Source organism: Sporosarcina sp. Y1004, assembly GCF_057669665.1.
Map to the genome: position 1 here is coordinate 89266 of NZ_JBYHFQ010000009.1, position 24698 is coordinate 113963.

The 24698-nt window shown below is 40.3% G+C and carries 23 protein-coding genes; 6 read left to right on the forward strand and 17 right to left on the reverse strand.

Annotated elements, in window-relative coordinates; genetic code table 11:
* Positions 1-287: 287 nt before the first annotated feature.
* Positions 288-2006 carry an acetate--CoA ligase gene (gene acsA, locus AC25Y6_RS08725; RefSeq protein WP_482105054.1) on the reverse strand — a complete coding sequence of 573 codons (1719 nt, stop codon included), beginning with the start codon at positions 2004-2006 and terminating at the stop codon, positions 288-290.
* Positions 2007-2183: 177 nt separating this feature from the next.
* Here acsA and AC25Y6_RS08730 point away from each other — a divergent pair, with 177 nt between their 5' ends.
* From AC25Y6_RS08730 to AC25Y6_RS08740, 3 genes are read left to right on the forward strand one after another with little or no spacing between them, the layout of a single operon-like run.
* Positions 2184-2816: a GNAT family N-acetyltransferase gene (locus AC25Y6_RS08730; protein ID WP_482099820.1), complete on the forward strand. Its 633-nt coding sequence runs from the start codon at positions 2184-2186 to the stop codon at positions 2814-2816.
* Between the two features lie 19 nt (positions 2817-2835).
* Positions 2836-3483 carry an acetoin utilization AcuB family protein gene (locus AC25Y6_RS08735; protein ID WP_482105055.1) on the forward strand — a complete coding sequence of 216 codons (648 nt, stop codon included), beginning with the start codon at positions 2836-2838 and terminating at the stop codon, positions 3481-3483.
* Entirely contained in the window at positions 3480-4646 is a 1167-nt protein-coding gene (locus AC25Y6_RS08740) for an acetoin utilization protein AcuC (RefSeq protein WP_482105056.1), read from the forward strand. Before AC25Y6_RS08735 ends, AC25Y6_RS08740 begins: the two co-directional genes overlap by 4 nt.
* Before the next feature lie 154 nt (positions 4647-4800).
* Here the strand turns inward: AC25Y6_RS08740 and ccpA are convergent, their stop codons facing one another.
* Complete coding sequence (gene ccpA, locus AC25Y6_RS08745; RefSeq protein WP_482099823.1) at positions 4801-5799, reverse strand: catabolite control protein A; 999 nt, start codon at positions 5797-5799, stop codon at positions 4801-4803.
* Positions 5800-5873: 74 nt separating this feature from the next.
* Positions 5874-6959, reverse strand: a complete 1086-nt coding sequence (locus AC25Y6_RS08750) for a bifunctional 3-deoxy-7-phosphoheptulonate synthase/chorismate mutase (protein ID WP_482099824.1) — start codon at positions 6957-6959, stop codon at positions 5874-5876.
* Between the two features lie 209 nt (positions 6960-7168).
* On the opposite strand from AC25Y6_RS08750, the gene AC25Y6_RS08755 reads away from it, so the two are divergent.
* Positions 7169-9259 (forward strand): cell division protein FtsA, encoded by a 2091-nt coding sequence (locus AC25Y6_RS08755; RefSeq protein WP_488142723.1) that lies wholly within the window; start codon positions 7169-7171, stop codon positions 9257-9259.
* 49 nt (positions 9260-9308) lie between these two features.
* Here AC25Y6_RS08755 and AC25Y6_RS08760 read toward each other — a convergent pair whose 3' ends face one another.
* From AC25Y6_RS08760 to AC25Y6_RS08800, 9 genes are all read right to left on the reverse strand, one after another.
* Positions 9309-10040 carry a YtxH domain-containing protein gene (locus AC25Y6_RS08760; protein WP_482105058.1) on the reverse strand — a complete coding sequence of 244 codons (732 nt, stop codon included), beginning with the start codon at positions 10038-10040 and terminating at the stop codon, positions 9309-9311.
* A 51-nt stretch (positions 10041-10091) separates the two neighbouring features.
* A complete protein-coding gene (locus AC25Y6_RS08765; RefSeq protein ID WP_482099827.1) occupies positions 10092-10574 on the reverse strand; it encodes a DUF948 domain-containing protein in 483 nt (160 codons plus the stop codon).
* Positions 10575-10757: 183 nt separating this feature from the next.
* Positions 10758-12071, reverse strand: a complete 1314-nt coding sequence (gene murC, locus AC25Y6_RS08770) for a UDP-N-acetylmuramate--L-alanine ligase (RefSeq protein WP_488142724.1) — start codon at positions 12069-12071, stop codon at positions 10758-10760.
* 112 nt (positions 12072-12183) lie between these two features.
* Positions 12184-14901 carry a DNA translocase FtsK gene (locus AC25Y6_RS08775; RefSeq protein WP_488142725.1) on the reverse strand — a complete coding sequence of 906 codons (2718 nt, stop codon included), beginning with the start codon at positions 14899-14901 and terminating at the stop codon, positions 12184-12186.
* 112 nt (positions 14902-15013) lie between these two features.
* On the reverse strand, positions 15014-15619 hold the full coding sequence (ytpR, locus tag AC25Y6_RS08780) for a YtpR family tRNA-binding protein (RefSeq protein ID WP_482105061.1): 606 nt from the start codon (positions 15617-15619) through the stop codon (positions 15014-15016).
* On the reverse strand, positions 15616-16434 hold the full coding sequence (locus tag AC25Y6_RS08785; protein ID WP_488142726.1) for a DUF1444 family protein: 819 nt from the start codon (positions 16432-16434) through the stop codon (positions 15616-15618). The genes ytpR and AC25Y6_RS08785 overlap by 4 nt, the downstream gene beginning before the upstream one ends.
* Before the next feature lie 43 nt (positions 16435-16477).
* Positions 16478-17011, reverse strand: coding sequence for a hypothetical protein (locus AC25Y6_RS08790; protein ID WP_488142727.1), 534 nt, complete (start codon positions 17009-17011; stop codon positions 16478-16480).
* Between the two features lie 100 nt (positions 17012-17111).
* The gene (locus AC25Y6_RS08795; RefSeq protein ID WP_488142728.1) at positions 17112-17633 is read right to left on the reverse strand and encodes a DUF84 family protein; all 522 of its coding nucleotides are present in this window, start codon (positions 17631-17633) and stop codon (positions 17112-17114) included.
* Positions 17634-17729: 96 nt separating this feature from the next.
* Positions 17730-18803 (reverse strand): M42 family metallopeptidase, encoded by a 1074-nt coding sequence (locus AC25Y6_RS08800; RefSeq protein ID WP_482105064.1) that lies wholly within the window; start codon positions 18801-18803, stop codon positions 17730-17732.
* 177 nt (positions 18804-18980) lie between these two features.
* On the opposite strand from AC25Y6_RS08800, the gene AC25Y6_RS08805 reads away from it, so the two are divergent.
* On the forward strand, positions 18981-19295 hold the full coding sequence (locus tag AC25Y6_RS08805) for a hypothetical protein (RefSeq protein ID WP_482099835.1): 315 nt from the start codon (positions 18981-18983) through the stop codon (positions 19293-19295).
* A gap of 49 nt (positions 19296-19344) precedes the next feature.
* Here AC25Y6_RS08805 and AC25Y6_RS08810 read toward each other — a convergent pair whose 3' ends face one another.
* From AC25Y6_RS08810 to pepV, 5 genes are read right to left on the reverse strand one after another with little or no spacing between them, the layout of a single operon-like run.
* A complete protein-coding gene (locus AC25Y6_RS08810; RefSeq protein WP_482099836.1) occupies positions 19345-20193 on the reverse strand; it encodes a YtnP family quorum-quenching lactonase in 849 nt (282 codons plus the stop codon).
* Between the two features lie 26 nt (positions 20194-20219).
* Positions 20220-20867 (reverse strand): tRNA (guanosine(46)-N7)-methyltransferase TrmB, encoded by a 648-nt coding sequence (trmB, locus tag AC25Y6_RS08815; RefSeq protein ID WP_488142729.1) that lies wholly within the window; start codon positions 20865-20867, stop codon positions 20220-20222.
* Between the two features lie 29 nt (positions 20868-20896).
* A complete protein-coding gene (locus AC25Y6_RS08820; RefSeq protein ID WP_488142730.1) occupies positions 20897-21874 on the reverse strand; it encodes a nuclease-related domain-containing protein in 978 nt (325 codons plus the stop codon).
* Positions 21875-21906: 32 nt separating this feature from the next.
* The gene (dat, locus tag AC25Y6_RS08825; protein ID WP_488142731.1) at positions 21907-22761 is read right to left on the reverse strand and encodes a D-amino-acid transaminase; all 855 of its coding nucleotides are present in this window, start codon (positions 22759-22761) and stop codon (positions 21907-21909) included.
* Positions 22762-22763: 2 nt separating this feature from the next.
* Positions 22764-24167 carry a dipeptidase PepV gene (pepV, locus tag AC25Y6_RS08830; protein ID WP_482100109.1) on the reverse strand — a complete coding sequence of 468 codons (1404 nt, stop codon included), beginning with the start codon at positions 24165-24167 and terminating at the stop codon, positions 22764-22766.
* Between the two features lie 272 nt (positions 24168-24439).
* Here pepV and AC25Y6_RS08835 point away from each other — a divergent pair, with 272 nt between their 5' ends.
* Positions 24440-24661 carry a DeoR family transcriptional regulator gene (locus AC25Y6_RS08835; protein ID WP_482100110.1) on the forward strand — a complete coding sequence of 74 codons (222 nt, stop codon included), beginning with the start codon at positions 24440-24442 and terminating at the stop codon, positions 24659-24661.
* Positions 24662-24698 lie beyond the last annotated feature (37 nt).

The window sequence follows — 24698 nt, forward strand, 5'->3', positions numbered from 1 at the left end:
GTGGCTAGAAGTGACGGAGTCACTTCTAGCCACACTTGCCTCTCGGTAAAACTGTCGTGATTAATTTGCCGAAAGTGGGCCGGAAATAGCCCAATGAAAATGACTTATAACAAGCTCTTCTCGCTAGCATTTTATGCAAATAAATGGCTAATCAACAGAAATGATGTAAAGCACACCTGTAATCTAAACACCTACTTACGAGGAAAACGGATAGTATCTTTTCACAAAAAAGAGCTTGTCCGCTATTATTTCTAGCGAATAAGCTCTTTTTATTAATTAAATTGATATTAGTCCTCCATCGTCGACAGGTCACCTGTCGGCAAATTAAGTTCCCACGCTTTCAGTACTCGACGCATAATCTTGCCACTTCTCGTTTTCGGCAACTTATCCTTAAATTCTATTTCACGCGGCGCAGCATGTGCAGCCAGTCCTTTTTTAACAAACTGACGAATGTCTTCTTTTAGTTCCTCCGTAGGTTCATAGCCGTCATGAAGCGCGACGAAAGCTTTGATAATCTCTCCACGAACTGGATCAGGTTTACCAATAACACCCGCTTCGACAATCGCAGGGTGCTCAAGAAGTTTACTTTCCACTTCGAATGGCCCCACCCTTTCCCCACTAGTCATGATTACATCGTCGACTCGTCCTTGGAAAAAGAAATAACCGTCCTCATCGATATATGCTGAATCGCCAGAAACGTACCATTCATCGTTAATAAAATAAGAATCATATTTCTCCTTATTGTTCCAAATTTGACGCATCATAGCCGGCCAACCTTTTTTAATCGCTAAATTCCCCATATGATTCGGAGGGAGAACGTTTCCTTGATCATCAATAATTGTCGCTTCGATTCCAGGAACCGCCTTGCCCATCGAGCCTGGTTTAATAGGCATGCATCCGAAATTACATATTGTTTGGGCACCTGTTTCTGTCATCCACCATGTATCGTGAATGCGTAAGTTAAATGCTTCAGACCCCCAGCGGATGACTTCAGGATTTAGCGGCTCACCTACCGAAAGAATGTGGCGGAGTGTTGAGTGATCGTAATTACGTAACGGACCTTCCCCAACGCCCATCAGCATCCGGAATGCTGTCGGAGCACTGTACCAGACTGTGACGCCATATTCTTCAATCGCACCATACCAGCCCTCAGCGGAGAATCTTCCGCCAAGAATTAGACTCGTAGCTCCGGCAAGCATAGGGCCAAAAATACCATAAGCTGTCCCTGTCACCCAACCCGGATCTGCTGTACACCAGAAAACATCCTCATCTTTCAGATCAAGTACCCAACGTGTTGTCTGCAATTGCTGTACCATTGCTTCCTGAACGTGCACGACACCTTTTGGTTTTCCCGTTGAACCGGACGTGTAATGAAGAAGTGTTGGATCCTCTCTATCCATCCATTCAACCTGGAAATACTGTGAAGCATCTTTCATATGTTTGTTAAAATCAACCACAATTCCTTCTTCGACAACATTCTCACCGACAATAAAAATTGTCTTTAAATGTGGTAATCTATCTACTGGAATTCTTTCAAGAAGTTCTGGAGTTGTAACGATCGCGCTTGCCTCACTATCCGACAACCTGTCATAGACAGCGCCTTCCATGAATGCCTCAAAAAGCGGCCCGACAATAGCACCCAACTTTAACGCACCCAATAGTGAAAAGTACAATTCAGGTGAACGCGGCATAAAGATGAAAATCCGATCGCCTTTTTTTAGAGGGGATTGATTGCGCAATACGTTTGCCGCTTTATTAGACATTTTTTTCATTTCATTATACGTATATGTCTCTTTTCTATTAGCATCTTGGAAATAGAGAGCTACTTTGTTTTTTCTATAAGAATCTGCGTGACGATCCACTGCTTCATGTGCGATATTAATGAGACCGCTTTCAAACCAGCTGAATTCTTTCTCAGCATCCGCCCAATTAAATTGCTTGACTGTACTATCGTAATCTCTTAACTGATAATCTCCCTGAATTACAGGCACCGTTTTCATAACCATTCATAACACCCTTTCAAAATACATTTTATAAATATCATTCTACCTTACTTTAAACCTACCTGTCTAACTAATTTAATTTTTCCAATAGTTCCGGCTTTTTTGTAATCAGCGGACTACTCTTTATCATATTTGTTGTATACTAGGAGTAGATTAATCAATTAATGGGAGGTGATCCATTTGGAACATATAAAAACTTATAATGCAATGGAAATTAAACATAAAAATGGCAATATCGTTGTTGAAGGACCTATTACCGCTGACTATCTCGCAAGTCTCGACTTTCATGAAGGGCTTGTTGCATTCAGGCCTCCTGCTCAGCAACATAAAGCATTAATTGAGATTGCAGCACTTCCGGAAGGACGTATTCTTATCGTTCGTGACGCCAATCAAATCGTAGGTTACGTCACTTATTTATATCCTGATCCCCTGGAGCGATGGTCTGAAGGGAAAATTGAAAACTTAATCGAGCTTGGAGCAATTGAAGTCATTCCGAAATTTAGGGGTGCTGGTGTCGGAAAAACACTATTGCGCGTTTCAATGATGGATGATGCGATGGAAGACTATATCATTTTAACGACTGAATATTACTGGCATTGGGATTTGAAAGGTACGAAGCTTAACGTATGGGAATACCGAAAAATAATGGAGAAAATGATGAACGCGGGCGGATTGGAATACTATGCAACCGACGATCCAGAAATTAGTTCCCACCCTGCCAATTGTTTGATGGCGCGCATCGGTAATAGAATTGATCAAGATTCCGTCCAAAAGTTTGATGGTTTACGATTTATGAACCGATTCATGTATTGAAAATTGGGAGGGTAAATGAATGCTAATTGAAGAAATAATGAAAATAGATGTCATTACATTGTCTCCGGAGAACACAGTAAATGATGCATTACATACCATGCGGGTCAAGAAAATACGGCATTTACCGATTTTGTCGTCAGACGGTACAGTAGTAGGTATCGTTTCAGACCGTGACTTGAAAGAGTTTGTACCGTCTTCAATTTACGAAATAATGGATAATAGTTATTATGATACACCACTAGCGAAAGTCATGACGAAGCATCCGATCATCGGTCACCCGATGGATTTTGTTGAAGAAGCAGCTGTTATCTTTTACGACAATAAAATCGGCTCCCTTCCCATTGTCTCAAACAATAAGCTGGTTGGTATAATTACCGAAACGGACTTATTATATAAATACATTGAATTGACGGGTGCTCACCAACCAGGTTCACAAATTGAAGTTAAGGTTCCAAATACACCCGGTATCCTTTTCGAAGTATCGAAAGTGTTCCACGAACAAAATCTAAATGTATTGAGTGTACTTGTTTACCCTGATAAAGAGAACGAGGCAAATAAAGTTCTCGTAATTCGGATTAATTCAATGAATCCACTTAAGGTTATTAAAGGATTGAAGGATAGTGGTTTTGATGTCTTATGGCCTAATGTTCCGGGCATCGACATATGAAGAAGGATGCCGTTTTTATTTTTTCAGAAGAACAGCTTGAATACTCTTTTTCAGATACGCATCCATTCAATCAAAAAAGAATTTTATTGACACTCGATCTTTTAATGAAGTCAGGAGCTATTCAGGAAAGCGATATCATTGCGCCTCGCATGGCAACAGATGAAGAGTTGCTTCTTGCGCATGACCAGAAATATATTGAAATTGTAAAGAAAGCAGGTAAAGGGGAATTGCGTGAGGATGTTGGCCCCATCTATGGTATCGGCACAGAGGATACCCCCATTTTCCCCAATATGCATGAAGCCAGTGCAATGTTGGTCGGAAGTACTTTGACAGCAGTCGATGAAGTAATGCAGGGTCGTTCTAAATATGCGCTGAACTTAGGCGGCGGGCTGCATCATGGATTCCATGGTCGTGCTTCCGGTTTTTGTATATACAATGACAGTTCGGTTGCTATTAAGTATTTACAAAGCAAATACGGTGCACGTGTACTCTATATTGACACCGATGCTCACCACGGTGATGGTGTCCAATGGAGTTTCTATGATGATCCTACAGTTTGTACACTCTCCATACACGAGACCGGTCGCTACTTGTTTCCTGGGACAGGGGCGATTACAGAACGCGGCAACGGTGCCGGCTATGGCACTTCCTTCAATTTCCCGATTGACGCTTTTACGGAGGACGAGTCTTTCCTTTCCATTTATAGGACAGCCATGAAAGAAGTGACTGAATTTTTCAAACCCGACGTAATTCTTACCCAAAATGGTGCTGATGCACATTATTTTGATCCGCTAACACATCTGTATGGAACGATGAACATTTACAAAGAAATTCCCCGTGTTGCTCGTGAAATCGCTGAAGAATATTGTGAAGGACGATGGATAGCTGTAGGCGGAGGCGGATATGACATCTGGCGAGTCGTACCAAGAGCCTGGGCTCATGTCTGGTTAGCGATGAAAAATGAATCTGCACCTACAGGTCCACTTCCTAAGGAATGGCTGTCAAAGTGGCAGGAACAGTCTCCAGTTACCTTAGTTCCAACATGGGAAGACCCCATACCACTTTATGAACCCATTCCTAGAAAAGCAGAAATAAATGAAAAAAATGCGCACATGCTCAGTCGTGCCTTACATGTAATTCGAAATGAAAAACTGAATAACTAGTTAATCGAGCGACTAAATAATAGTATTAGGACCCTAGAGGGAGAATTACTATATTTTTCTTTTTTCATAATGCAATTCTATATAATTTTCTTAGCAACAAAAAAGGACAATCTTTCTCAAACGGATGCATCCGTTTGAAAAGAGTGTCCTTTTTTCACTTTATTAAATTACGATCTTCAAGCCTGAAAGGTAAAATAACCTGTTGTTCTTCAACTTCTTCCTTGTTCATCAATTTTGTCAGAAGACGCATTGATACAGCCCCTAAATCATAGAGCGGAACGACAATTGAAGTTAATTGAGGTCTTACAACCCTAGCTAATATCGAGTGTTCAAAACAAATGATTTCATAATCACCTGGTGCAGACAGTCCTGCATCCACAATTGCATTTAACAGACCAACAGCGATTGCATCACTTCCTGCAATTATTGCCGTTGGTTTTCCAGGTAATTCACGAATTTGTTTCCAGCCTTCATATGCACCATCGTATGTATTTTCCATTTCTACAATGTATTGTGCATCTACCATAATATTTTTATCTTGAAGAGCTCTAATGTATCCAGCCTTTTTATTAATTCGGTTAATATCCTTGGAGAATGGACCTGATACAAAAATAATCTTTTCATGACCATTCTCAATCAGTTTATTGACCGCCTCATACGCAGCTTCCTGGTAGTTGATGTTCACTGTTGCTAATTGATTTTCCACATCAGACGTCCCGGCCAAAACTATTGGTACATTGGCTTTTGACATTTCAGTGCGCACTTCATCGGAAATTGAATCACTCATAAATATAAGTCCATCTACTTGTTTACCAAGGTGGTCTTCTAACAATTCGACTTCCCTATCTGAGCTTTCATCGGAGTTTGAAAGAATTATATTATATTCATACATTGTCGCTACGTCCGCTACTCCACGGGAAAGCTCGGAATAAAAGCTTTTAGAAATGTCAGGGACAATCACACCGATTGTTGTTGTTTTCTTGCTGGCAAGTCCTCTTGCTATTGCATTAGGGCGATAGCCTAGCCTTTCAATACAATCGAGCACTTTTTTTCTAGTCGCGGGTTTTACATTCTGATTACCATTAACGACACGGGAGACCGTCGCCATTGAAACGTTCGCCTCCCTGGCTACGTCGTAAATCGTTATAGCCATTTGCCTTTCTCCTTCCATACTCATACTTACTTTATGTATTCAAAACGCCGGAACCTATTAGGTCCGGCGTCTACTCAAGAGATTGTTGTGTGCGTGTTCATGAATTGCTGAATTGCTTCGTAAAATTCATCGAACTGTTGCAGATCCATCTGTTGTGCAGAGTCGGATAATGCTACAGCCGGATCTGGATGCACTTCAGCCATTACGCCATCTGCGCCTACTGCTATCGCAGCTTTCGCCGTTGGAAGTAACAAGTCTTTTCTACCTGTTGAGTGTGTTACATCAACAAAGACCGGCAGATGTGTTTCCATTTTCAAGATTGGAACAGCAGAAATATCTAATGTATTGCGAGTTGCCCGTTCATATGTACGGATACCGCGTTCACAAAGGATGATTTGGCTATTGCCTTTTGAAATTATATATTCAGCTGCATGAATGAATTCATCGATTGTAGCTGCTAATCCACGTTTTAAAAGAACCGGTTTATTAATCATACCTGCTTCTTTCAGCAATTCAAAGTTTTGCATGTTACGTGCACCGATTTGGACAACATCGATATATTCAAGAGCTTCTTCTAGATGAGAAGGTGTAATGATTTCCGTTACAACCGAAAGACCTGTTTCATCAGCAACACGTTTCAGTATTTTCAAACCTTCAAGACCGAGTCCCTGGAAATCATATGGCGAAGTACGGGGTTTATATGCGCCGCCTCTAATCATTGTCAGTCCTTTTGCTTTGATAGACTGTGCAACGGCTAAGACCTGCTCATATGATTCAACAGCACAAGGACCATAAATGAAAGATGGTGTTCCATCACCAATTTTATGTCCATTAATGTCTACAATCGTATCCTCCGCTTTTCGTTTACGGGATACAAGCAATGCATTGCGCTGTTCATCTTCTTGTATTTCAAGTGCTGACATGAAAATACCTTTAAAAATCTGTTCAAGAACTCCGTTAGGTAACGGACCATTGTTAGATTCTTTCAGGAAATTAAGCATTTCACGTTCACGTAGCGGATCATATCTGTTTACACCTTGCTTTTCTTTAACTTTCCCAATCTCTTTGACAACTGTAGTTCTTTCGTTAATCAAATCCAATACTTTGACGTTCAGCTCGTTAACACGGCCGCGTAATTCATCTAAATCATGTTGTCTCATCAGTCCGTCTCCTCCCCGCACATATTATTCCCTTTCAGTAGAGAAGAATATATGTTACATTTTTGATAATAGACCTATTATAAAGAAGACTATTTGAAAAGTCACGTTATTTCTACTTATTCTTCTAAATACGTTACATTTAACGACAGAAAGGGGGAAAAGTTCTGGCTACCACATTATTTGCGCTCGATATCGGAACACGTTCCGTCGTGGGAATCATCCTAACAGAAGACAAGGGAAACTTCCATGTAGCTGACCTCGTTTCAATTGAACATATAGAGCGTTCAATGATTGATGGACAAATACATAATATTTTAAGTGTTGCAGGAGTCATAACTGAAATTAAAAAACTACTTGAGGAACGGCATGGTCCTTTAAAACGGGTTAGTGTCGCAGCTGCGGGCAGAGCGTTGAAGACTTCAGAGGGATCAATGGCTGTCGATATTTCAGAAAGGTCACTTATTTCCTCTGAAGGTGTCAATCGTCTGGAACTTGCCGCAGTCCAGCAAGCCCAACAAAAACTATTGTCCTCAGATGCCGTTACAGCAGATGACTATTATTATTGTGTCGGCTATTCGGTCCTTCATTATAAGCTTGAAGGTGAGGTAATCGGTAGCTTGATTGAACAGGCGGGAAGGTCAGCATCTGTCGACGTTATCGCCACTTTCCTTCCTCGCGTAGTTGTTGAATCTCTTCTTTCAGCACTCAAACATGCCGGTCTCGAAATGGAAGCATTAACACTTGAACCGATAGCTGCTATCAATGTCCTGATTCCGCCTTCCATGAGGCGTTTAAACATCGCGCTTGTCGATATAGGTGCAGGTACATCAGACATCGCAATCACCGATAACAACACCGTTGTCGCTTACGGCATGGTACCCGTTGCGGGGGATGAAATTACTGAAGCATTAAGCAATCATTACTTATTGGATTTCCCGTTAGCTGAAAGCGCAAAAAAAAGAATTTCCACAGATAAAATTGTAATCATGACTGATATTCTAGGCTGCGAGCAAGAAGTTGAATCCAGTGAAGTAGCTGTTATTATCAAGCCTGCTGTAGATTTACTAGCAAAATCGATTTCAGGTGAGGTCAAACGACTTAATAATGCAAAATCACCGAAAGCAATCATGCTTGTGGGTGGCGGTAGCTTAACACCCGGACTAGCCAAAGAAATTAGCATATGTCTAGATTTACCTGAAAACAGAGTCGGAATCCGTGGACTAGATGCACTTACTGGAGTCACTTTAGAGCCTAGTATCGTTTCTTCACCTGAATTAGTAACTCCGATTGGAATCGCTATTGCTGCAAGAAGAGCGCCAATCCAATACATGTCAATATCTGTAAACAACAAAATGCTTAGACTATTTGAATTGAAGGAAATGACTGTCGGAGACGCGCTTCTTGCGGCAAATATTAAGGCCCGCCAATTATATGGAAGGCCAGGTCTCGGGATGACCGTTACGGTAAATGATAATGACATATTAATACCTGGCGAGCATGGTACCCCTTCAGTTATTCTGTTAAATGGCTTACCTGTTAGTACAAAAAAACCGATTACAAACGGAGACGTAATCGAGTTGATGCCTGGTATTAACGGTTTAGATGCATCCGCTAAAGTAAGTGATCTTCTCGAAAATTTGATACCCATCAATGCATCAATTGATGGAGTTCCTGTTAAATTGGAACCATCCATTCATATTAATGGGATTCCTAGAAGTATACACACCCCTATTAAAGATCGAGATAAGATTTCTGCTTCCCATACTAAAACACTCGCAGCAATATTAGAAAATACCGATCATAGTAATTTTTTAGATAAAAATACATTCACAATAACAGTCAATCAGAAACCAATCACATTGAAAAGAAAGACTGCTGAACTTTTCGTCAACGGGATTCCTGCGCGACTTCAACAAGTTATCAATGAGAGTGACGAAATTAATATACAAATCCACCCTTTCCCCACAGTGGATGAAGTAATTTTAGAAATAGGAAAAAAAACGAATGATATCATAACGGTTTTTTTCAATAACGAGGAAGTTGCAATTCAAAAACAGCGACTTGCTATTACTTTAAATGGACTTACTGTTCAAGGTTCCCAAACTACAAAACAAGGCGACCGTCTCGATTTTGTTACATTGACTGAAAGTCCTATCCGCTTCAGTGATATCTTTGCATTTACCGATTATAGTATGCCTGAAAATTTGCCAAGCCAGTATCAGCTGCTACGAAACAGCAAACCAATCGGATTCAACGATCCGATAGATGGCGGAGATATCTTGGAGATTGTCTTCACATAAAAAGTCCGTCTACCTAAATTGGTAGACGGACTTTTTAAAGTGCAGTTTTTTATTTACCAAGCGTGTCTGATACATAATTCTGGTTTGTGATTTTATCTTTCCCAAGATTTTCGCTATTGCTATACGCAACATCGCTATTACCTGTTTCAGCCTTTTCAGCGTCATTAGATGACTTAGCAACTGCTTTTTGCAATGCATCCGCAGTAGCGGTTACTTGTTCTTCACCAGCCTCATATGCATCCTCTAATTTCGTTTTAGCAGTATCTATGAAATCAACCGATTCTTCTCCTTCGGAGGATGCTGTTCCATCATCCATCGGAACAGAAGTTTTTGATTTCATCGATTTCACTTTATCGACCAGTTGGCCAGATTGTTCCTGAATTGTTTTTGAAAATTCTCCAGTTTTCTCTTTTGCAGCTGAAGTCAATCCCGTTGCTTTTTCTTTTGCCACTGAACTGATTTCAATACTTTTATCTTTTAAGTGTGACGCCTGTGTTGTAAGATCTCCACGCATTTCACTTCCTGATTTCGGTGCAAGGAAAAGTGCTGCCGCAGCTCCTATCACTCCCCCGACTAATGCGCCGGCTAGGAAACTACCTGCTCCTGAACTTTCTTCATCTTCATAAAAAGAATTGGTATAGACTCGATTGTGATCATAATTTGCCGGCAAGTAAGATGGCTCGCCATAAGAATTCTCATATTCTTTGCTGCTCCCTGAATTGTAGTCTTTGTTGTAATTAGGGTCATTATAGTTCGGTTTCACTTTGCGGTCTTCATTCATAATCGATTCCTCCTATTTTTAAATACAGTGTCATGTTTTAACCTTTTCCTATTAACGATCAATAGGGCTGGGTAATCTTTTTTGTCCAGGTACAGGTGTATAAGCTGTCCAACCAGTACTGCTTGTCTTTCGTTCTTTCAGCTTATCCATTATGCCCATAACTACACTGCTCCATTGAACGACCTGGACAATCTTATCGCTGTTTCGTTCTGCTTCAGTAGTTATGTTGGCGGAAACCCGACGAACGGAAGAGTTAAGATCCGTCACGGACTCACCTACCCCTTTCATAGCATCCACTACTGTGTTTAACTTTTCTGCTTTCAACTGAATGTCTTCGGCAAGGTTGTTGGTTTTATGAAGAAGCTCTGTCGTTTCAGTTGTTACTCCTTCAAGTTGTGAGGTTAGCCCTTCCATCGTTTCAGAAACACCCTTTAATGTGTTCTTCAATGAGAACAGTGTCATCGCTAGGCTTACGCATAAAATTAAGAATGCGATTGCAGCGACAATTGCCGCTATGTACAGAAGATTTTCCAAGGCACTGCCTCCTTCAATTGCTCATATATCTTTGTATACCCTTTTTCGGGACAAAGTAAACGTTATGTCTCTAGAACTACTTCGACACAAATCTTCAATTTCCTTCATGGTAACGAAAATCAATTTAACAAAATATACGTCTTATTGTTTTTACAAACGGAAAAAACAGCCAATCCCGTAGGATTAAGCTGTTTCCTTTGTTTCGATAAATGATTTGAATGCGTTCAAGTATTTCTGAACATCACCCGCACCCATGAATAAATAAACTGCTGGGTTATTCATTTCAAGTTCTTCGATATTTTCGAGTTCCAGGTGTTTAGCGCCTGGAATCTTACTGATTAAATCATTAATGGTTAGATTTCCAGCTTCTTCACGTGCTGATCCAAATATATCACATAGATAGATGTGATCAGCAGTTGAAAGACTTTCTACAAATCCTCCCATAAGGGCTGCCGTTCTCGTAAATGTATGCGGTTGAAATATAGCTACAATTTCTCGGTCCGGATATTTCTGCTTAGCCGACTGTAATGTCGCCTGAATTTCAGTCGGATGGTGAGCATAGTCATCTACAATAATTCTGCCTTCCGTTTCAATTACAGTAAACCTTCTTTTCACACCATTAAAAGTAGATAACCTTTCTTGGATAATCGATGCTTTAACCCCTTCATAATGACAAAGAGCGATAACACCAAGTGAATTTAAGATTGCATGATCCCCAGCTAGCGGAATTGAAAAGGTGTGATAAAATTCATTGCGTACATAGACATCGAATGTCGATCCTTCTACCGTTTTGGTAATATTATTAGCTGCAAAATCATTCGAATCATCAAACCCATAATAAACGACAGGTACATTTGCTTGAATTTTTTGCAAGTGCTTATCATCACCACAAGCTATCAGGCCTTTTTTCACCCGTAGCGCCATTTCTCCAAAGGCGTCCATCACATCCGCTAAATCTTTAAAGTAGTCAGGATGATCAAAGTCGATATTCGTCATGATTGCATAATCAGGTTCATATGCAAGAAAATGACGTTTGTACTCGCATGCTTCGAAGACAAAATATTCACTATCTATCGGACCGCTGCCAGTACCATCTCCTATTAAGTATGAAGTCGGTGAATGTCCGGATAATACATGGGCAAGTAAACCAGTAGTCGACGTTTTACCGTGTGACCCCGTCACTCCGACAGAAATGAATTTTTTCATATATTGGCCTAAAAAGTCATGATAGCGAATAATCTCGAGACCTAGCTCTTTTGCTTTAACAAGCTCCGAATGACTGTCAGGAAAAGCATTTCCTGCAATAATGATCATTCCTGGTTTAATATTTTTTTCATCAAATGCTAAAATAGGTATTTCTCTTTCATGTAGTGGATCTTCTGTAAAAAACCATTTTTCTACATCTGAACCTTGTACCTCATGGGCAGAGTCATGGAGTATCTGTGCAAGCGAACTCATTCCGGATCCTTTAATGCCAGTAAAATGAAACAACGTCATATTGAAACCTCCCGGGATCATTTCTGTTCCCCTTAATAATACTAATTATCTTTTTCCAAATTTCATGGACTATTAACCCTTTACCTATACTTCACCAAGCCGGTTATTATTCCTAACGTTCTGTAAGCCGCTCTAAATCACTCTCTGTTAAAAAAACATCCCGTGCCTTACTACCTCGCTGACCTGAAATGAAACCGTTCTTTTCCATTCGGTCAATCAGTTTGGCAGCCCGATTATATCCTATGCTGAAATTACGTTGTAATAATGATGTAGATGCACTACCTGCTTCATGAATAAAGAGACAAGCCTCTTCGAAAAGTGAATCGCCTTCTTCTTCTTCAATACTACTTGCTAGAAGTTCATCTTGACCAAATAAATACTCGGGTGACGCCTCGTTCTGTACGTGTTCTATTATACGTTCTATTTCCTCGTCCGTGACAAATGTACCCTGCAGACGAACATTTGAAGATTGTCCATTTCCAATATAAAGCATATCTCCTTTTCCAAGCAGTCTTTCCGCTCCAGGAGAATCAATAATTGTTCTTGAATCAATTTGGGATGAAACTGAGAATGCAATACGTGTAGGAATATTTGCTTTAATTGTGCCCGTGATTACATCGACAGAAGGCCGCTGAGTGGCGATGATTAAGTGAATACCACATGCACGTGCTTTCTGTGCGATGCGACTAATCGACACTTCGACATCTGCCGGCGCAATCATCATCAAATCGGCAAGTTCATCAATTACAATAAGCAGATAAGGCATTTTCAATGAGAATCGGCGACTTTCTACAACTGCTTTGTTATAACGTTCAATATCCCTGACGCCTGCATGAGCAAGTAACTCATACCGTCTTTCCATTTCTGCAACTGCCCATTTCAAAGCAGCAGTTGCTGCTTTGACGTCTGTAATTACTGGGCTGATTAGGTGTGGAATACCGTTAAATGGTGCAAGTTCAACCATTTTTGGATCTATAAGCATCATTTTCAAATCTGTTGGTGTAGCTTTGTAAAGCAAACTGACCAATATCGAATTAATGCAGACGGATTTACCTGAACCTGTAGCGCCCGCAATCATCCCGTGCGGCATTTTCCGTAAATCCAAGGTTACGGGTGTTCCCGTCAGACTTAGACCAAGCACAGCTTCTAAAGGTGAGGAAGATGTTCTAAACTGATCAGTTGCGATAACCTCGGATATCCTAACTGCTCTCGTCTTTCGATTCGGGATTTCGATACCGATGGAACTTCTCCCTGGAATTGGCGCTTGTATCCGAATGTCTTCCGCTGCAAGCGCAAGTTTCAAGTCATCGGTCAAGTTCCTTACTTTGCTTACTTTTGTACCAACTCCGACAGTAAGTTCAAAACGAGTAACTGTCGGACCTTGCATCGCTTCAATGACAGTTGCCTTGACCGCAAAATGAGACAACGCTTCCTCAAGTTTTCCCGACTGCGATTCAAGCCATTCGGTGTCCTCGATTTGTGCTTCGGGCGGAATCAGATAGTCAAGTGATGGAAAAGCGTAATATGGCTCTTCCTCTTCTTTATTATCGCTATCTATTCTGTCTGGATTGATTAAACTTTTTTCTCTTGGGTCAAGTATTGGTTCGTCAGGTTTTACATCTTTTTTCATTACAGTATCATTTTTAATAACCTTTTTCGGATTATCAGCTATTACTGACTTCATTTTCTCTTTATCGGATTTCAGCATCAATACATTAAAAGGAACAATGCGTTCTTTTATTTTTTCCGGATATGGTTCTACTGTCAATTCCTCTGTAATAGGATGCTCCGTCATTTCTGTTAACTCAGTATTAGTATGTTCCGGTGTGCCTTTAATAATTCCTACGAAGTCTTCTTCTGTTACTCTAGATTCTATTTCAACAACTTCAACTTCAGGAATCTCTGTAACATCTGCTGCTGCTTCCGAAATCACATCTTCTACTATTCTTGAGTCCATTTCAATGAGTTCATCTTGAATATTCACTTCAACTGTTGACTCCGTATTAACAAGTTTAGCTTGAGTATTCACGTCAATTATTGACTCCGTTTTAACTAGCTCAGCTTGAGTATTTACTTCAATTATTGATTCCGTATTAACAAGCTCAGCTTGAGTATCTTCTTCAACTGTTGACTCCATTCTAACTAGCTCATCTTGAGTATTTACTTCAATTATGTCGGTTCGATCAAGCACAATTTCTTTTTCCGATGATGCTACTATAAACGCTTTCTCTTCATTCCCTGGCAACAGTTGCTCTTTGTTAATATTTTCAACTTCAAAATTCAGCGGTCTCTGTTTCATGTCTTCCACAATAATTGTTTTCGACGCTGTCCTCCCAGGGTTTGTGTATCCATAAACGGGAGAAGGTACCGCAGTCGGTGTAAATGGTTTACTTGAACGTTTCTGGACGGTCGTACTTGCTCTCGAAGGCAATTTATCTTTATTCGTTTTATCCGGTGGAGAAGAAGGTCTTTTAACTACTTCTTTTCCCTTTCCATACTTCAATGCCGATTCAGACCTATATACATTTACAGGTCTAGTATCACTCGGCCATTTATCGTTCTCATAAAGTGGTTTTGTTTCATAGCTATCAATCTCTTCTTTTTCCGTATGAGGTTTAGATTCAGGTTTTTCATGTTCTTTCGTTGGTCCATCGTCCCAGCCATAAATTTCTGCATCCGAGATAATTGGAAAACGAAAGGATGCACTATTCTTTCTGTCTAGTTTATGTAACGAATCCTCAATTTCACTTTTTTCATAATGTACATTTTCTTGTTCGTTAATTTCATCCGTTCCAAATAACCTGCTAGTAATCTTTTTTAACCAACTCAAGACTATCACTCTTTTCATGTCAATCACTCTATTTTAACAGTACTGACACGACTAAATCAAATCAATAACATAAATAAGAAAAACGTACCATAATCGGTACGCTTCTAGTCTCCTACTTATTGAATGCTTCTCCAGCTATAGCCTGGCTATCTAAAACTAAAATCCCTTTTTCTGCAGGGGCATCAACCAACCCAAGTTCTTTAGCTGAGCATATCATCCCAGCCGAAGGGACTCCGCGAAGTTCCGCATCTCGTATAACCATTCCTGATGGCATAACGGCGCCAACTTTTGCGACAACAACTTTCTGCCCTTCCTCTACGTTCGGTGCACCACAGACAATCTGGACCGCCTTTTCTCCTATATCTACTTGACAAACACTCAATTTATCCGCGTCAGGATGTTTTTCTTTTTTCAATATATGCCCTACAACAAATTTCGGAGTAAAATCAACATCAAGTTTAAGTTCCACGTTATTCTTCAAAAGCGCTTCTTGAAGTCGTTTAACTACGTCTTCAGTTAATTCAACTTCGCCGACTGTTTGAATATCCAAATAAGTCGATGCTTTGAAGAGGTTAAATGCAATTACTTCTTCAGTCGCCTCATCTTGAATTAACGTTACATCTCCTGATGATTTCGAGATAACCGCTTGCGGCCGTGTAAGTGTAAGTTGAAATAGCAATACATCCCCAACACCATCTAAATTATAAAATACATTCATTTTTTCTTGCCTTCCCTTCTTGCCAAACGATTTTTAGCCATGATAAAAATTGGATCCAGTTTACCATCGTCATAGATGAATGACAGAGAGGTTACTGGAACAGCGCCTGTTGTAAAGAAATGCATAGCGATCTGTGCCAGCACATCATAACCTGTATCATTTCGGATATCACCAATTATTAGCACGTCTTGATGTGGGACGGAAACGGTCATATGTCCTTCAACTTTTTCTGCCATCTCTTTCAAGAATGCACTGTTAAGTATCCTACTGGCATCGTAGCCATCATTATTGTTGATAAAGTAAAAGATATTCCCCGACACTTCATCTTGTTTCATAGCAGTTGGCAATGCCCTAACACGGAAAAGTGCAGATTCTGTTACTTCCATTTCAGACATTCCGATTGATTCAAGCATACTTTCGTCAACTAATCGGTAAGTAGTTCCAAGGTCGAGTGCATAATAGATACGCGTTTCCGCAGTATGCTCTTTCATTAGAAATCGATGCCCAGCAGCTGATTCCTCAGGAAATGAAGATGATCTAATAACCGGGAAAATGACTGCGCTATCTACAAATCCTTCTGATTGTTCTTTTTCCATCGCTTTAAATGTTTCCCCAATTGTATAGACTATTTCTTTTATAGCTACTTCCTTTTTGCGTTCATATTTAACCAGAATTTCCGGGAGCGATATATCCATTCCTTTTTTAAGAATCGAATGCTCAAGACGAACCTTATCCGTTTTCCGGTCGAACTTCCAAATAAAATGTTCGGATGGAAGTTGTTCTTTTAAGATTGATACCAGTTTTTGAGAATTCATAGATCTATTTGCCTCCATTTATCGGATAACTGAATCATGTTGCCTACTCGGCAGTTGTAGTAGAACTCTGCTGAATAGACCGTACGATTTCCATCATCTTCGGTAAGTTTTCTTCAATTTTTTTCTTTTTTGTCATTGTCGTGATTTTGGATCCACCTACACTTACAATAAGCTCCACATTATCCTCACCGCTTTTTACAACCGCTGCGAAACCGAACGTGCCATCATCAGAGAATGTGGCTTGCTCAATAATTTCTTTACTCTTATCGATTAGGAGCAAATCATAAAATAGTTTACTGTCACTCTTCTCATTTGGATTAATAAAAAGGATGAACGTCTCATCATTTTTTGTAAAGACGATATTTTGCTCGTCTGAACTATCATTCATCGCAAACCCGGCAGGCTTGTATAATTTAATACCATCTATTTCTTCAGTAGGATTTTTATCATTCAATTGAAATGCTTCTCGCGCCGCCTCGATTCCTGCAGTAGCTCTTTCATCAAGCGATTTTCCACATGCTGTAAGCAGTATAATGGATATCATCATCAGGAATATGAATTTCCATTTCCGGAACATTCGATTTCCTCCAATCATTAATTTGAACTCCATAACCATTTTAAAGATGTTACTCTCCTGTTGCAACCTCTTACAACTTATAGATGTGGCAACTTCGTAATTACTGTGAACGTTGATAGTATTTTAATTGTCCGATTAGTAGTTGCATAATATGTTTAAATAGGTCATTACGATTTACCGCACCTGCAGTAAACATGCCTATCGCTCCTTCTTTACTTCGGATTCCACTCAATTCAAAATAGGTATCGACAACGTGGCCAAGTTCGTTTCCCGCTGCCACCCTTACAGCAATTTCTTGCGGTAAGGGTATTTGTGCTCCACCAGCCGTAAACCTTTTTCCATTAGGAAGTACGAGAGCTCCCCAATTACAAAGATACATTTGCTCATCGATTAAACGAACGCCACCCTCAAGCCCGATTCCAATCGTTTCTCCGTTCTTGCCTGCAGCTCGTAAAGCACGATTGATTGCTCCTAACCTTGTCTCCTCGTCACCGTACGGTTGATTAGAAACGCCCGAACCTACTTCAACGCTTGAAATGATTGAATGTGGGAAGTAGTGAGAAATAACATTATTTGCAGCTGTTACTTTTGCCACATTGACAGAACCAATCATAAAATCCATTCAACTTCCCCTCCGATTTATCCATTTAGAAAGTCGTCCTGGCACATCACTAGGGAGTGCTAGGACGACCTTAATCAGTCTATGATAGCGCAATACTCAAACATTGCTTTTGATTGTTTCCACTGTCGTTTTATCACTTGCTTGAACTAATTTCACAAGTAGTTCTTTTGCCGCCGCATAGTCATCTGTATGGATGATAGATCCCGATGTATGAATATAGCGTGAACATATGCCAATCACAGCACTTGGAACTCCCTCATTGGATGTATGAACTCGACCAGCATCCGTTCCACCTTGTGAGATGAAGTACTGATAAGGAATGTTATGTGTTTCTGCCATATCAAGGATAAATTCGCGCATGCCACGATGTGTTACCATCGTGCGATCAAAAATACGAAGTAATGCACCTTTTCCAAGTTGACCAAACTCACTCTTATCACCAGCAGCATCATTTGCAGGACTCGCATCTAACGCATAAAACAAATCTGGATTGATCATTGTTGCAGCCGCTGCGGCTCCACGGAGACCGACTTCCTCAAGTACGTTTGCTCCTGAGTACAAATTATTTGGCAACTCTTCACCATGTACTTCTTTTAGTAACTCAATGGCTAGACCACAGCCATATCTGTTATCCCATGCTTTAGCAAGTATTTTCTTGTTATTTGCCAGTGGTGTGAACGGGCTAACAGGTACAATTTGTTGACCAGGACGGATGCCGATTGTTATTGCGTCCTCCTTATTATCTGCACCAATATCGATTAGCATATTTTTAATGTCCATCGGCTTGTTCCGCACTGCATCACTTAGCAAATGCGGTGGAATCGAACCAATCACACCGGTTACGGGACCGTTTACCGTTATAATTTCAACACGTTGCGCTAGAAGGACTTGGCTCCACCATCCGCCAAGCGGCTGAAAACGGATCATTCCATTATCCGTTATTTGACTCACCATGAATCCGACTTCATCCATATGGCCAGCAACCATAATACGCGGACCATCTTCAGGACCTTTTCTGACACCGAAAATACCACCCAGATTATCTTGAATCAACTCATCGGAATACTTAGCAAGTTCACCCCGCATATAATCACGCACAGCATGTTCATTACCCGGTGCGCCCGGAAGTTCAGTCAACGTTTTAAACATCTCAAGTGTATCTTTGTGCATTGAATATTGCCCCCTACTTATCATGTATTAATCTTCTGTAATTAGTGTAGTCGATTAGTCAGAAACTTTCCAACGATTAATTCGTTAATCGAATTACTATTTCCATTGGCTAGCTTGGCAAAGATAAGTAAATTTGTGGTACACTAGTTGAAATACCGATTGTAGGGGGTAATGAATATGAAGTTAAAAGATTTCCTAGCTGGTGTGTTGACAGGTGTCGCTGCTGGAGTTATTGTCAGTGAATCAATCGACCGTATGAATCAGAATGTTTCTGCAGACTCGGTTTTAAACACAATTAAAGATGCTTTTAAAAACGAAGGTCCAATAGATGGTTCATGGATTGTCATGAAAACTGAGCCATACACGAACAATGTAATTACAATGGATGTTTACCGTGGTGGCATATCACGAATTAAAGAAGGTGTACTGGAACAATTCGAATTTGCGGCCGACGCAAAAACGGGTACAGTTGTTGAACTAGTAAAAGCCTAATAAAAAACCGTCATACGCCCGGAAGTCTGCGGGCGTGTGACGGTTTTTTTTACTTACCTGAAACTTTAATTGATTCGATAATTTCTTTTCCGCTTGTATCCCATCTCACTAGTCTGTAATAAGCATCATGATAAAAAGTGAATCTATAACTCCCCGCAAGTGCTTCTTTCATCAATTTCTCTTTTGCAAAAATCGATGTCATCGGGTAATCATCAAAAGCCAATACCCACAATGGATTACTGTGTGCCTGAGTAGGCATGATATCAGCCATATGAAGAATCGTCTCGCCACCTTGCGTCAATTTGATAATACTATGACCATTGCTATGACCGCCTGTATGAACCATTTCAATCCCCTGCATGATCGTCATGCTTTCTTCAAATGTCTTTACCTGCTGTTGAACAGGCTCCCAGTTTTCTTTTAAATATGTATTTCTGGATCGGATATTCGGGCTTTGCATTTCGTCCCATTCAATTTTCGAAACAAAAATAGTTGCATTTGAAAAAACGGAAACTAGATTCCCTTCACGCCATTCTGTCAAACCAGCCGCGTGGTCATTATGCAAGTGCGTCATTAAAATTATATCTATATCTTCAGCTAACAGGTTGAGCTGGGACAGATTCTCTACCACCTTCGAATCTCCGAAAATCCCCAAATTTCTTTTCGTCTTTTCAGACATTTTTCCATTTCCATGACCAGTGTCAATCAATATATTTTTCCCTGCGAACTGAATCAGAATCGGATCATTTCTCATTTTAATACGATTTTGTTCATCTGATTCATAGCGCTTCGACCAGAGAGCTTTTGGAACAACACCAAACATTGTCCCACCGTCTAAATAATTTCCGCTGCCATCTAGCCATGTCAACTTCATTGCATGAAATGTATATGTATCCATGAAACAGCCCCCATTCCCTAATTAACTTACGTGTTTGTAAATCTGGATTCAAGTCTGTATATCGGATGACCTTTAGCTGAAAATTTCTCTTCGTATTCCGTCATTATATTATCCTCCGGCATTTCTGCATGTAAATCGAGGGATACTAAACAAAGTTTCATACCGTACTGTGACATAGATACAAGTGAGTATTCGAACAGAAGACGGTTATCCGTTTTAAAATGAATTTCCCCTCCGGGCGCGAGTACTTCTTCATATAACTTTAAAAATGTTTCATGTGTTAATCTCCGTTTTGCATTTCTAGCCTTCGGCCAAGGATCGGAAAAATTCAAATATATTCTGTCGATTTCTCCTTTATGGAAGATCTTTGCAAGATCCATTCCATTTGCACGAAACAATCGTAAATTTGATGGTTTATTTGCTTCCACCGCTTTTTCAAGTGCTGAAACAATCACATTATCAAAATGTTCAATACCGATATAATTCACATTTGGGTTGGCAATTGCCATGCCGATAATAAATTGACCCATTCCTGATCCGACTTCAATATGAATCGGATTGTTGTTTCCAAAAAGGGTATGCCACCCATTTATCATTTTTTCTGGTTCTGCTAAAAGGACATCGGGGTGTTCTGCCATATAGTCCCTCGCCCATGGTTTATTGCGAAGTCGCATTATATACACTCTTTTCTATTTATAATTAATTATTCTTCAGCGGGTTGTTCGTCATTAGGACCAAAAAATCTGCTAATCGAAGTTGTTTGTCCCACATTAAGAATTGATTGGGCTGCTTTGAACTGTGTCGATTTCATTGGCACAGACGATTTACTGAGCCTAGAAAACCATTCCTCGTAGGATCGCCTATCAATAATTTCAACATCGAATGCCTTTCCAGGGTGATCGATATACCCATTTCGTGAAACCAAATATTTTCGAATGGGAAAATCAATTTTTTGAGCATTAAATATGCTAGTTATAATTTTTTCAGTTCGATTTAGCGCGATAAGCGGACTTAGTATTTTCGAATCTTTGTTACCTGACTTCTTTAGCCAGAATCTGTCCCCGCTACCGCTATAAGCCGCAAGATTCTCTGCTTCAAGTACAGTTATGCATTGGCATTCAACTGGTGTCACGATGATAATATCGAGTTCCACAGGCGCTTTTTTTAATAACAGAATCGGGTAATAGAACAATAAATAATTGTCTGGAAGCTGCTGGGCGAAACTCCTTAAAAGGGTATCTCGCGTAAAACGAGTATTGACTTTGGACTTATCCATTAACGTAGAGCTAGCCCATTTTATCTGAAAATGAAAAAGTTGATCCAAATACAGACTTCTTAGTTGTTCCAAATTGGATGGGTTATGAATTAAGTTCGGGTTAAAGCCGAAATTGTCTTCTTCATCTTCGCTTACAATCTCTTCGTTGGCAGGATTTATTTCTGTCAGTCCCGTTCTCCGTTGACCAAAGAGCCGGACTAGGGGGGAAAACCATTTTTCTTCAATCGGTTCTACTGGATTATCTTGAATCCCCTGTTGCCATTCTGATAAATCTGCGCCACTTTCCCATTGGGTCCTCATACGTTCCCATTGATATCTTTTTAAGCGGATATACTGTGAAGGGTAACGTGATAGATCCTGTTCGTACCGGGAGACATAGTCGAGAAGTTTGACAAGTTGCGCCATGTCCAATCACTCCGATCACATACTGTCTATCATTAATTACCCGAGATGAAAGTCGGAATCTGTACCACAAATGCTTCTTGTAACTTTTTCGTCACAAGACCCGGTACTCCTGACCCTAAAAGCCGATTGTCGATTGAAATGACTGGCATTACTTCAGAACTTGTTGACGTTAAAAAGAATTCATCCATTTCGAATGCTTCGTCCAATGTAAATGATTTTTCTATAAATGGAATCCCTTGTTCCTTACAGAGCTCAAGCACAACTTGTCGCGTGATTCCATTCAATATAAGATTCGTAACCGGATGAGTATAAACTGCTCCATCCTTTACGCCGAACATATTCGATGCAGATCCTTCCGTCACAACACCGTCACGATGAAGTAGTGCTTCGCTACAACCTGCTTCTATAGCTTCTTGTTTAGCGAGAACATTTCCAAGCAAGTTTAGGCTTTTAATATCACAGCGCAACCAGCGAACATCTGCCACGGTTTTAACTCGGACTCCGTTTTCAATATCTGTTAAAGGTCTTGGGTTGTTGACCGCATATGCAGTAACGACTGGCGAAACCGATAAATCAGGAAATTGGTGAAGTCGAGGTGCAGAGCCGCGTGTAATCTGCAGATAGACATGACCAACTAAAATATTATTAGCAGCTACTAATTGACGTGCAATCTCCATCAATTGGACTTCTGCATAAGGTATTGCTAACTTTATTTTTCTAGCACTTTGATACAAACGATTGATATGTTCTTCTGCCGTATACAATTCTCCACCATATACTTTAATCACTTCATAGACACCATCACCAAAATAATATCCACGATCGTCAATCGAAATGTTTAATCCTTCACGCTCAGTAAACTGTCCGTCAACAAAATACACTGTCATCTTTATTCCCCTTTCGTTTCTCCACTCGCCAGACCGCAAATTGCGTCTGCATAAATGGCTGTCGCTTTCACTAAATCGTCTATATAAACATATTCATCAGCCTGGTGAGCTACATCTTCCCTACCAGGGAATAACATTCCAAAAGCAACTCCCTTGTCAAGGACGCGTGCATAGGTGCCACCGCCAATCGCCAATAGCCCGGCGTGTTCTCCGGTATGCTTAGTATACACCTCTTGTAAAGTCCTTATGAGAGGATCAGCAGCATCGACGTGATGGGGTTCCGAGTTCGATCCTACATCCATTGAAAATGGCGTATCTGCCAACCTTTCCATACATGTCGTTATTTTCTCTTCAAACGGATAGGTGACTGAATAACGCATGCTAACGTTGATTTCACCACCGGTTTTAGAATCAAAGGTAACAATACCCGCATTCAGCGTTGTATCTCCCGACATTTCATCATTGAATGCTAAACCAAGAAACAGTCCGCGCGACTCATTTGCAAATGCATCAAACATGAATTGAGTGAAGTCCTTCGATGGGCCTTCTTTAAGTATACGATTCAAATAGGAAGCTAAAAGTACAGCTGCATTTATCCCATTGTTAGGTTCCATCGCGTGTGCAGATTTCCCATTTAAATTGATGACAGTATGACCGCTTTCATTGGCAATGCCCCCCGTCACATTATGAATATTTAAAAATGTAACGAATTGCTCATTATCAATTTCGACTTCCCCCGCAAGATGTGCCTCAGCATAATCAGGAACCATATTCGTCCGATTGCCTGATTTGAAGTACAGGAGTTGTTGATCAGCAAATACTGCTTTTTGTTTAAATAGGACAGAGGCAATTCCTTTTTCAGCGTTTATAATTGGGAAATCCGCGTCAGGAGCAAAGCCGATCGTTGGCATTTCTTCTTTTTCAAAATATCGTTTCACACAACGGAATCCACTTTCTTCATCTGTTCCTATAATGAGGCGCACTCGCTTATTCAGCATAATTCCAGATTCTTGAACCATTTTCATCGCGTGCCATGCTGCAATTGTCGGTCCTTTATCGTCTATAGCACCACGCCCAAATAACTTATCATCATCCACCGTCCCGGCAAACGGTCCATAATTCCAATTGCTCCCTGCAGGAACCACATCAACGTGGCAAAGAATTCCTAAAAGTTCATCCCCTTGACCCATTTCAATATGTCCCGCCATATTATCTATATTCTTTACAAGCATCCCAGCTTTTCTACCTTCTTCTAATATCCAGTCTAAGGCGCGTTTCGGTTCAGGCCCAAATGGCATTTCTTCCGTAGCTGCGCTTTCATCTAAAATAGAAGGAATGGCAATCAATTGCTGTAAATCCCCTATCAGCTTCTCTTTGTTTTTCAAGGCCTCAATTTTCCAATCCATCAATCAAGACACCCTCCTTCTTAATAACCCTATTTTCACACGTTAGACTAAGAAAATAAAGTGGAAACCACTTTCACTGAATCTTCACAAAAAATTCATGCAATCTTTACATAAATAAGTTATACTGGTATTGTCAGAAAAAATAATCTGACGTACCAACCTTTTCGAAAGGATGTGCGGTGTCAGGAATAATTTCAACGTGCTTTAGGCAACATTCATAAGTCTCATGACCAATGATTTTGGATAATGAAGATGAAGGGGTGATTCCACACTTGAAACCTGCAACTGATCGTATGCTTACACGCATCAAAGATGTATATTTTTACATCCTTGATAATGGAACTGTAACTACAGAAAACCTGGTAGAAGAATTTGGTATCACTCACCGTACTGTCCAAAGGGACTTAAACGTCCTGGAATACAACGAGCTTATAATGAGCCCGGTGCGAGGTAAATGGACAACGACAGCAAAAAAAGTGAAATTATCTTCTTGACCCGCACGTAACCTTGAAAAGCGAAAGGCGCCAGCTC

Excerpts from the sequence above, each read along its gene's own strand:
- AC25Y6_RS08750 (WP_482099824.1), bottom strand. The coding sequence starts at position 6,959 with ATGAGACAACATGATTTAGATGAATTACGCGGCCGTGTTAACGAGCTG.
- AC25Y6_RS08740 (WP_482105056.1), top strand. The coding sequence starts at position 3,480 with ATGAAGAAGGATGCCGTTTTTATTTTTTCAGAAGAACAGCTTGAATAC.
- AC25Y6_RS08800 (WP_482105064.1), bottom strand. The coding sequence starts at position 18,803 with ATGCACAAAGATACACTTGAGATGTTTAAAACGTTGACTGAACTTCCG.
- ytpR (WP_482105061.1), bottom strand. The coding sequence starts at position 15,619 with ATGAATGTATTTTATAATTTAGATGGTGTTGGGGATGTATTGCTATTT.
- trmB (WP_488142729.1), bottom strand. The coding sequence starts at position 20,867 with ATGCGACTTCGCAATAAACCATGGGCGAGGGACTATATGGCAGAACAC.
- AC25Y6_RS08810 (WP_482099836.1), bottom strand. The coding sequence starts at position 20,193 with ATGGATACATATACATTTCATGCAATGAAGTTGACATGGCTAGATGGC.
- murC (WP_488142724.1), bottom strand. The coding sequence starts at position 12,071 with ATGACGTTGTTTCATTTTACTGGCATTAAAGGATCCGGAATGAGTTCG.
- AC25Y6_RS08790 (WP_488142727.1), bottom strand. The coding sequence starts at position 17,011 with ATGTTCCGGAAATGGAAATTCATATTCCTGATGATGATATCCATTATA.
- dat (WP_488142731.1), bottom strand. The coding sequence starts at position 22,761 with ATGACAGTGTATTTTGTTGACGGACAGTTTACTGAGCGTGAAGGATTA.
- AC25Y6_RS08795 (WP_488142728.1), bottom strand. The coding sequence starts at position 17,633 with ATGGATTTTATGATTGGTTCTGTCAATGTGGCAAAAGTAACAGCTGCA.
- AC25Y6_RS08760 (WP_482105058.1), bottom strand. The coding sequence starts at position 10,040 with ATGAATGAAGACCGCAAAGTGAAACCGAACTATAATGACCCTAATTAC.
- ccpA (WP_482099823.1), bottom strand. The coding sequence starts at position 5,799 with ATGGCTATAACGATTTACGACGTAGCCAGGGAGGCGAACGTTTCAATG.
- AC25Y6_RS08735 (WP_482105055.1), top strand. The coding sequence starts at position 2,836 with ATGCTAATTGAAGAAATAATGAAAATAGATGTCATTACATTGTCTCCG.
- AC25Y6_RS08805 (WP_482099835.1), top strand. The coding sequence starts at position 18,981 with ATGAAGTTAAAAGATTTCCTAGCTGGTGTGTTGACAGGTGTCGCTGCT.
- AC25Y6_RS08785 (WP_488142726.1), bottom strand. The coding sequence starts at position 16,434 with ATGAATTCTCAAAAACTGGTATCAATCTTAAAAGAACAACTTCCATCC.
- acsA (WP_482105054.1), bottom strand. The coding sequence starts at position 2,006 with ATGGTTATGAAAACGGTGCCTGTAATTCAGGGAGATTATCAGTTAAGA.
- AC25Y6_RS08820 (WP_488142730.1), bottom strand. The coding sequence starts at position 21,874 with ATGGCGCAACTTGTCAAACTTCTCGACTATGTCTCCCGGTACGAACAG.
- pepV (WP_482100109.1), bottom strand. The coding sequence starts at position 24,167 with ATGGATTGGAAAATTGAGGCCTTGAAAAACAAAGAGAAGCTGATAGGG.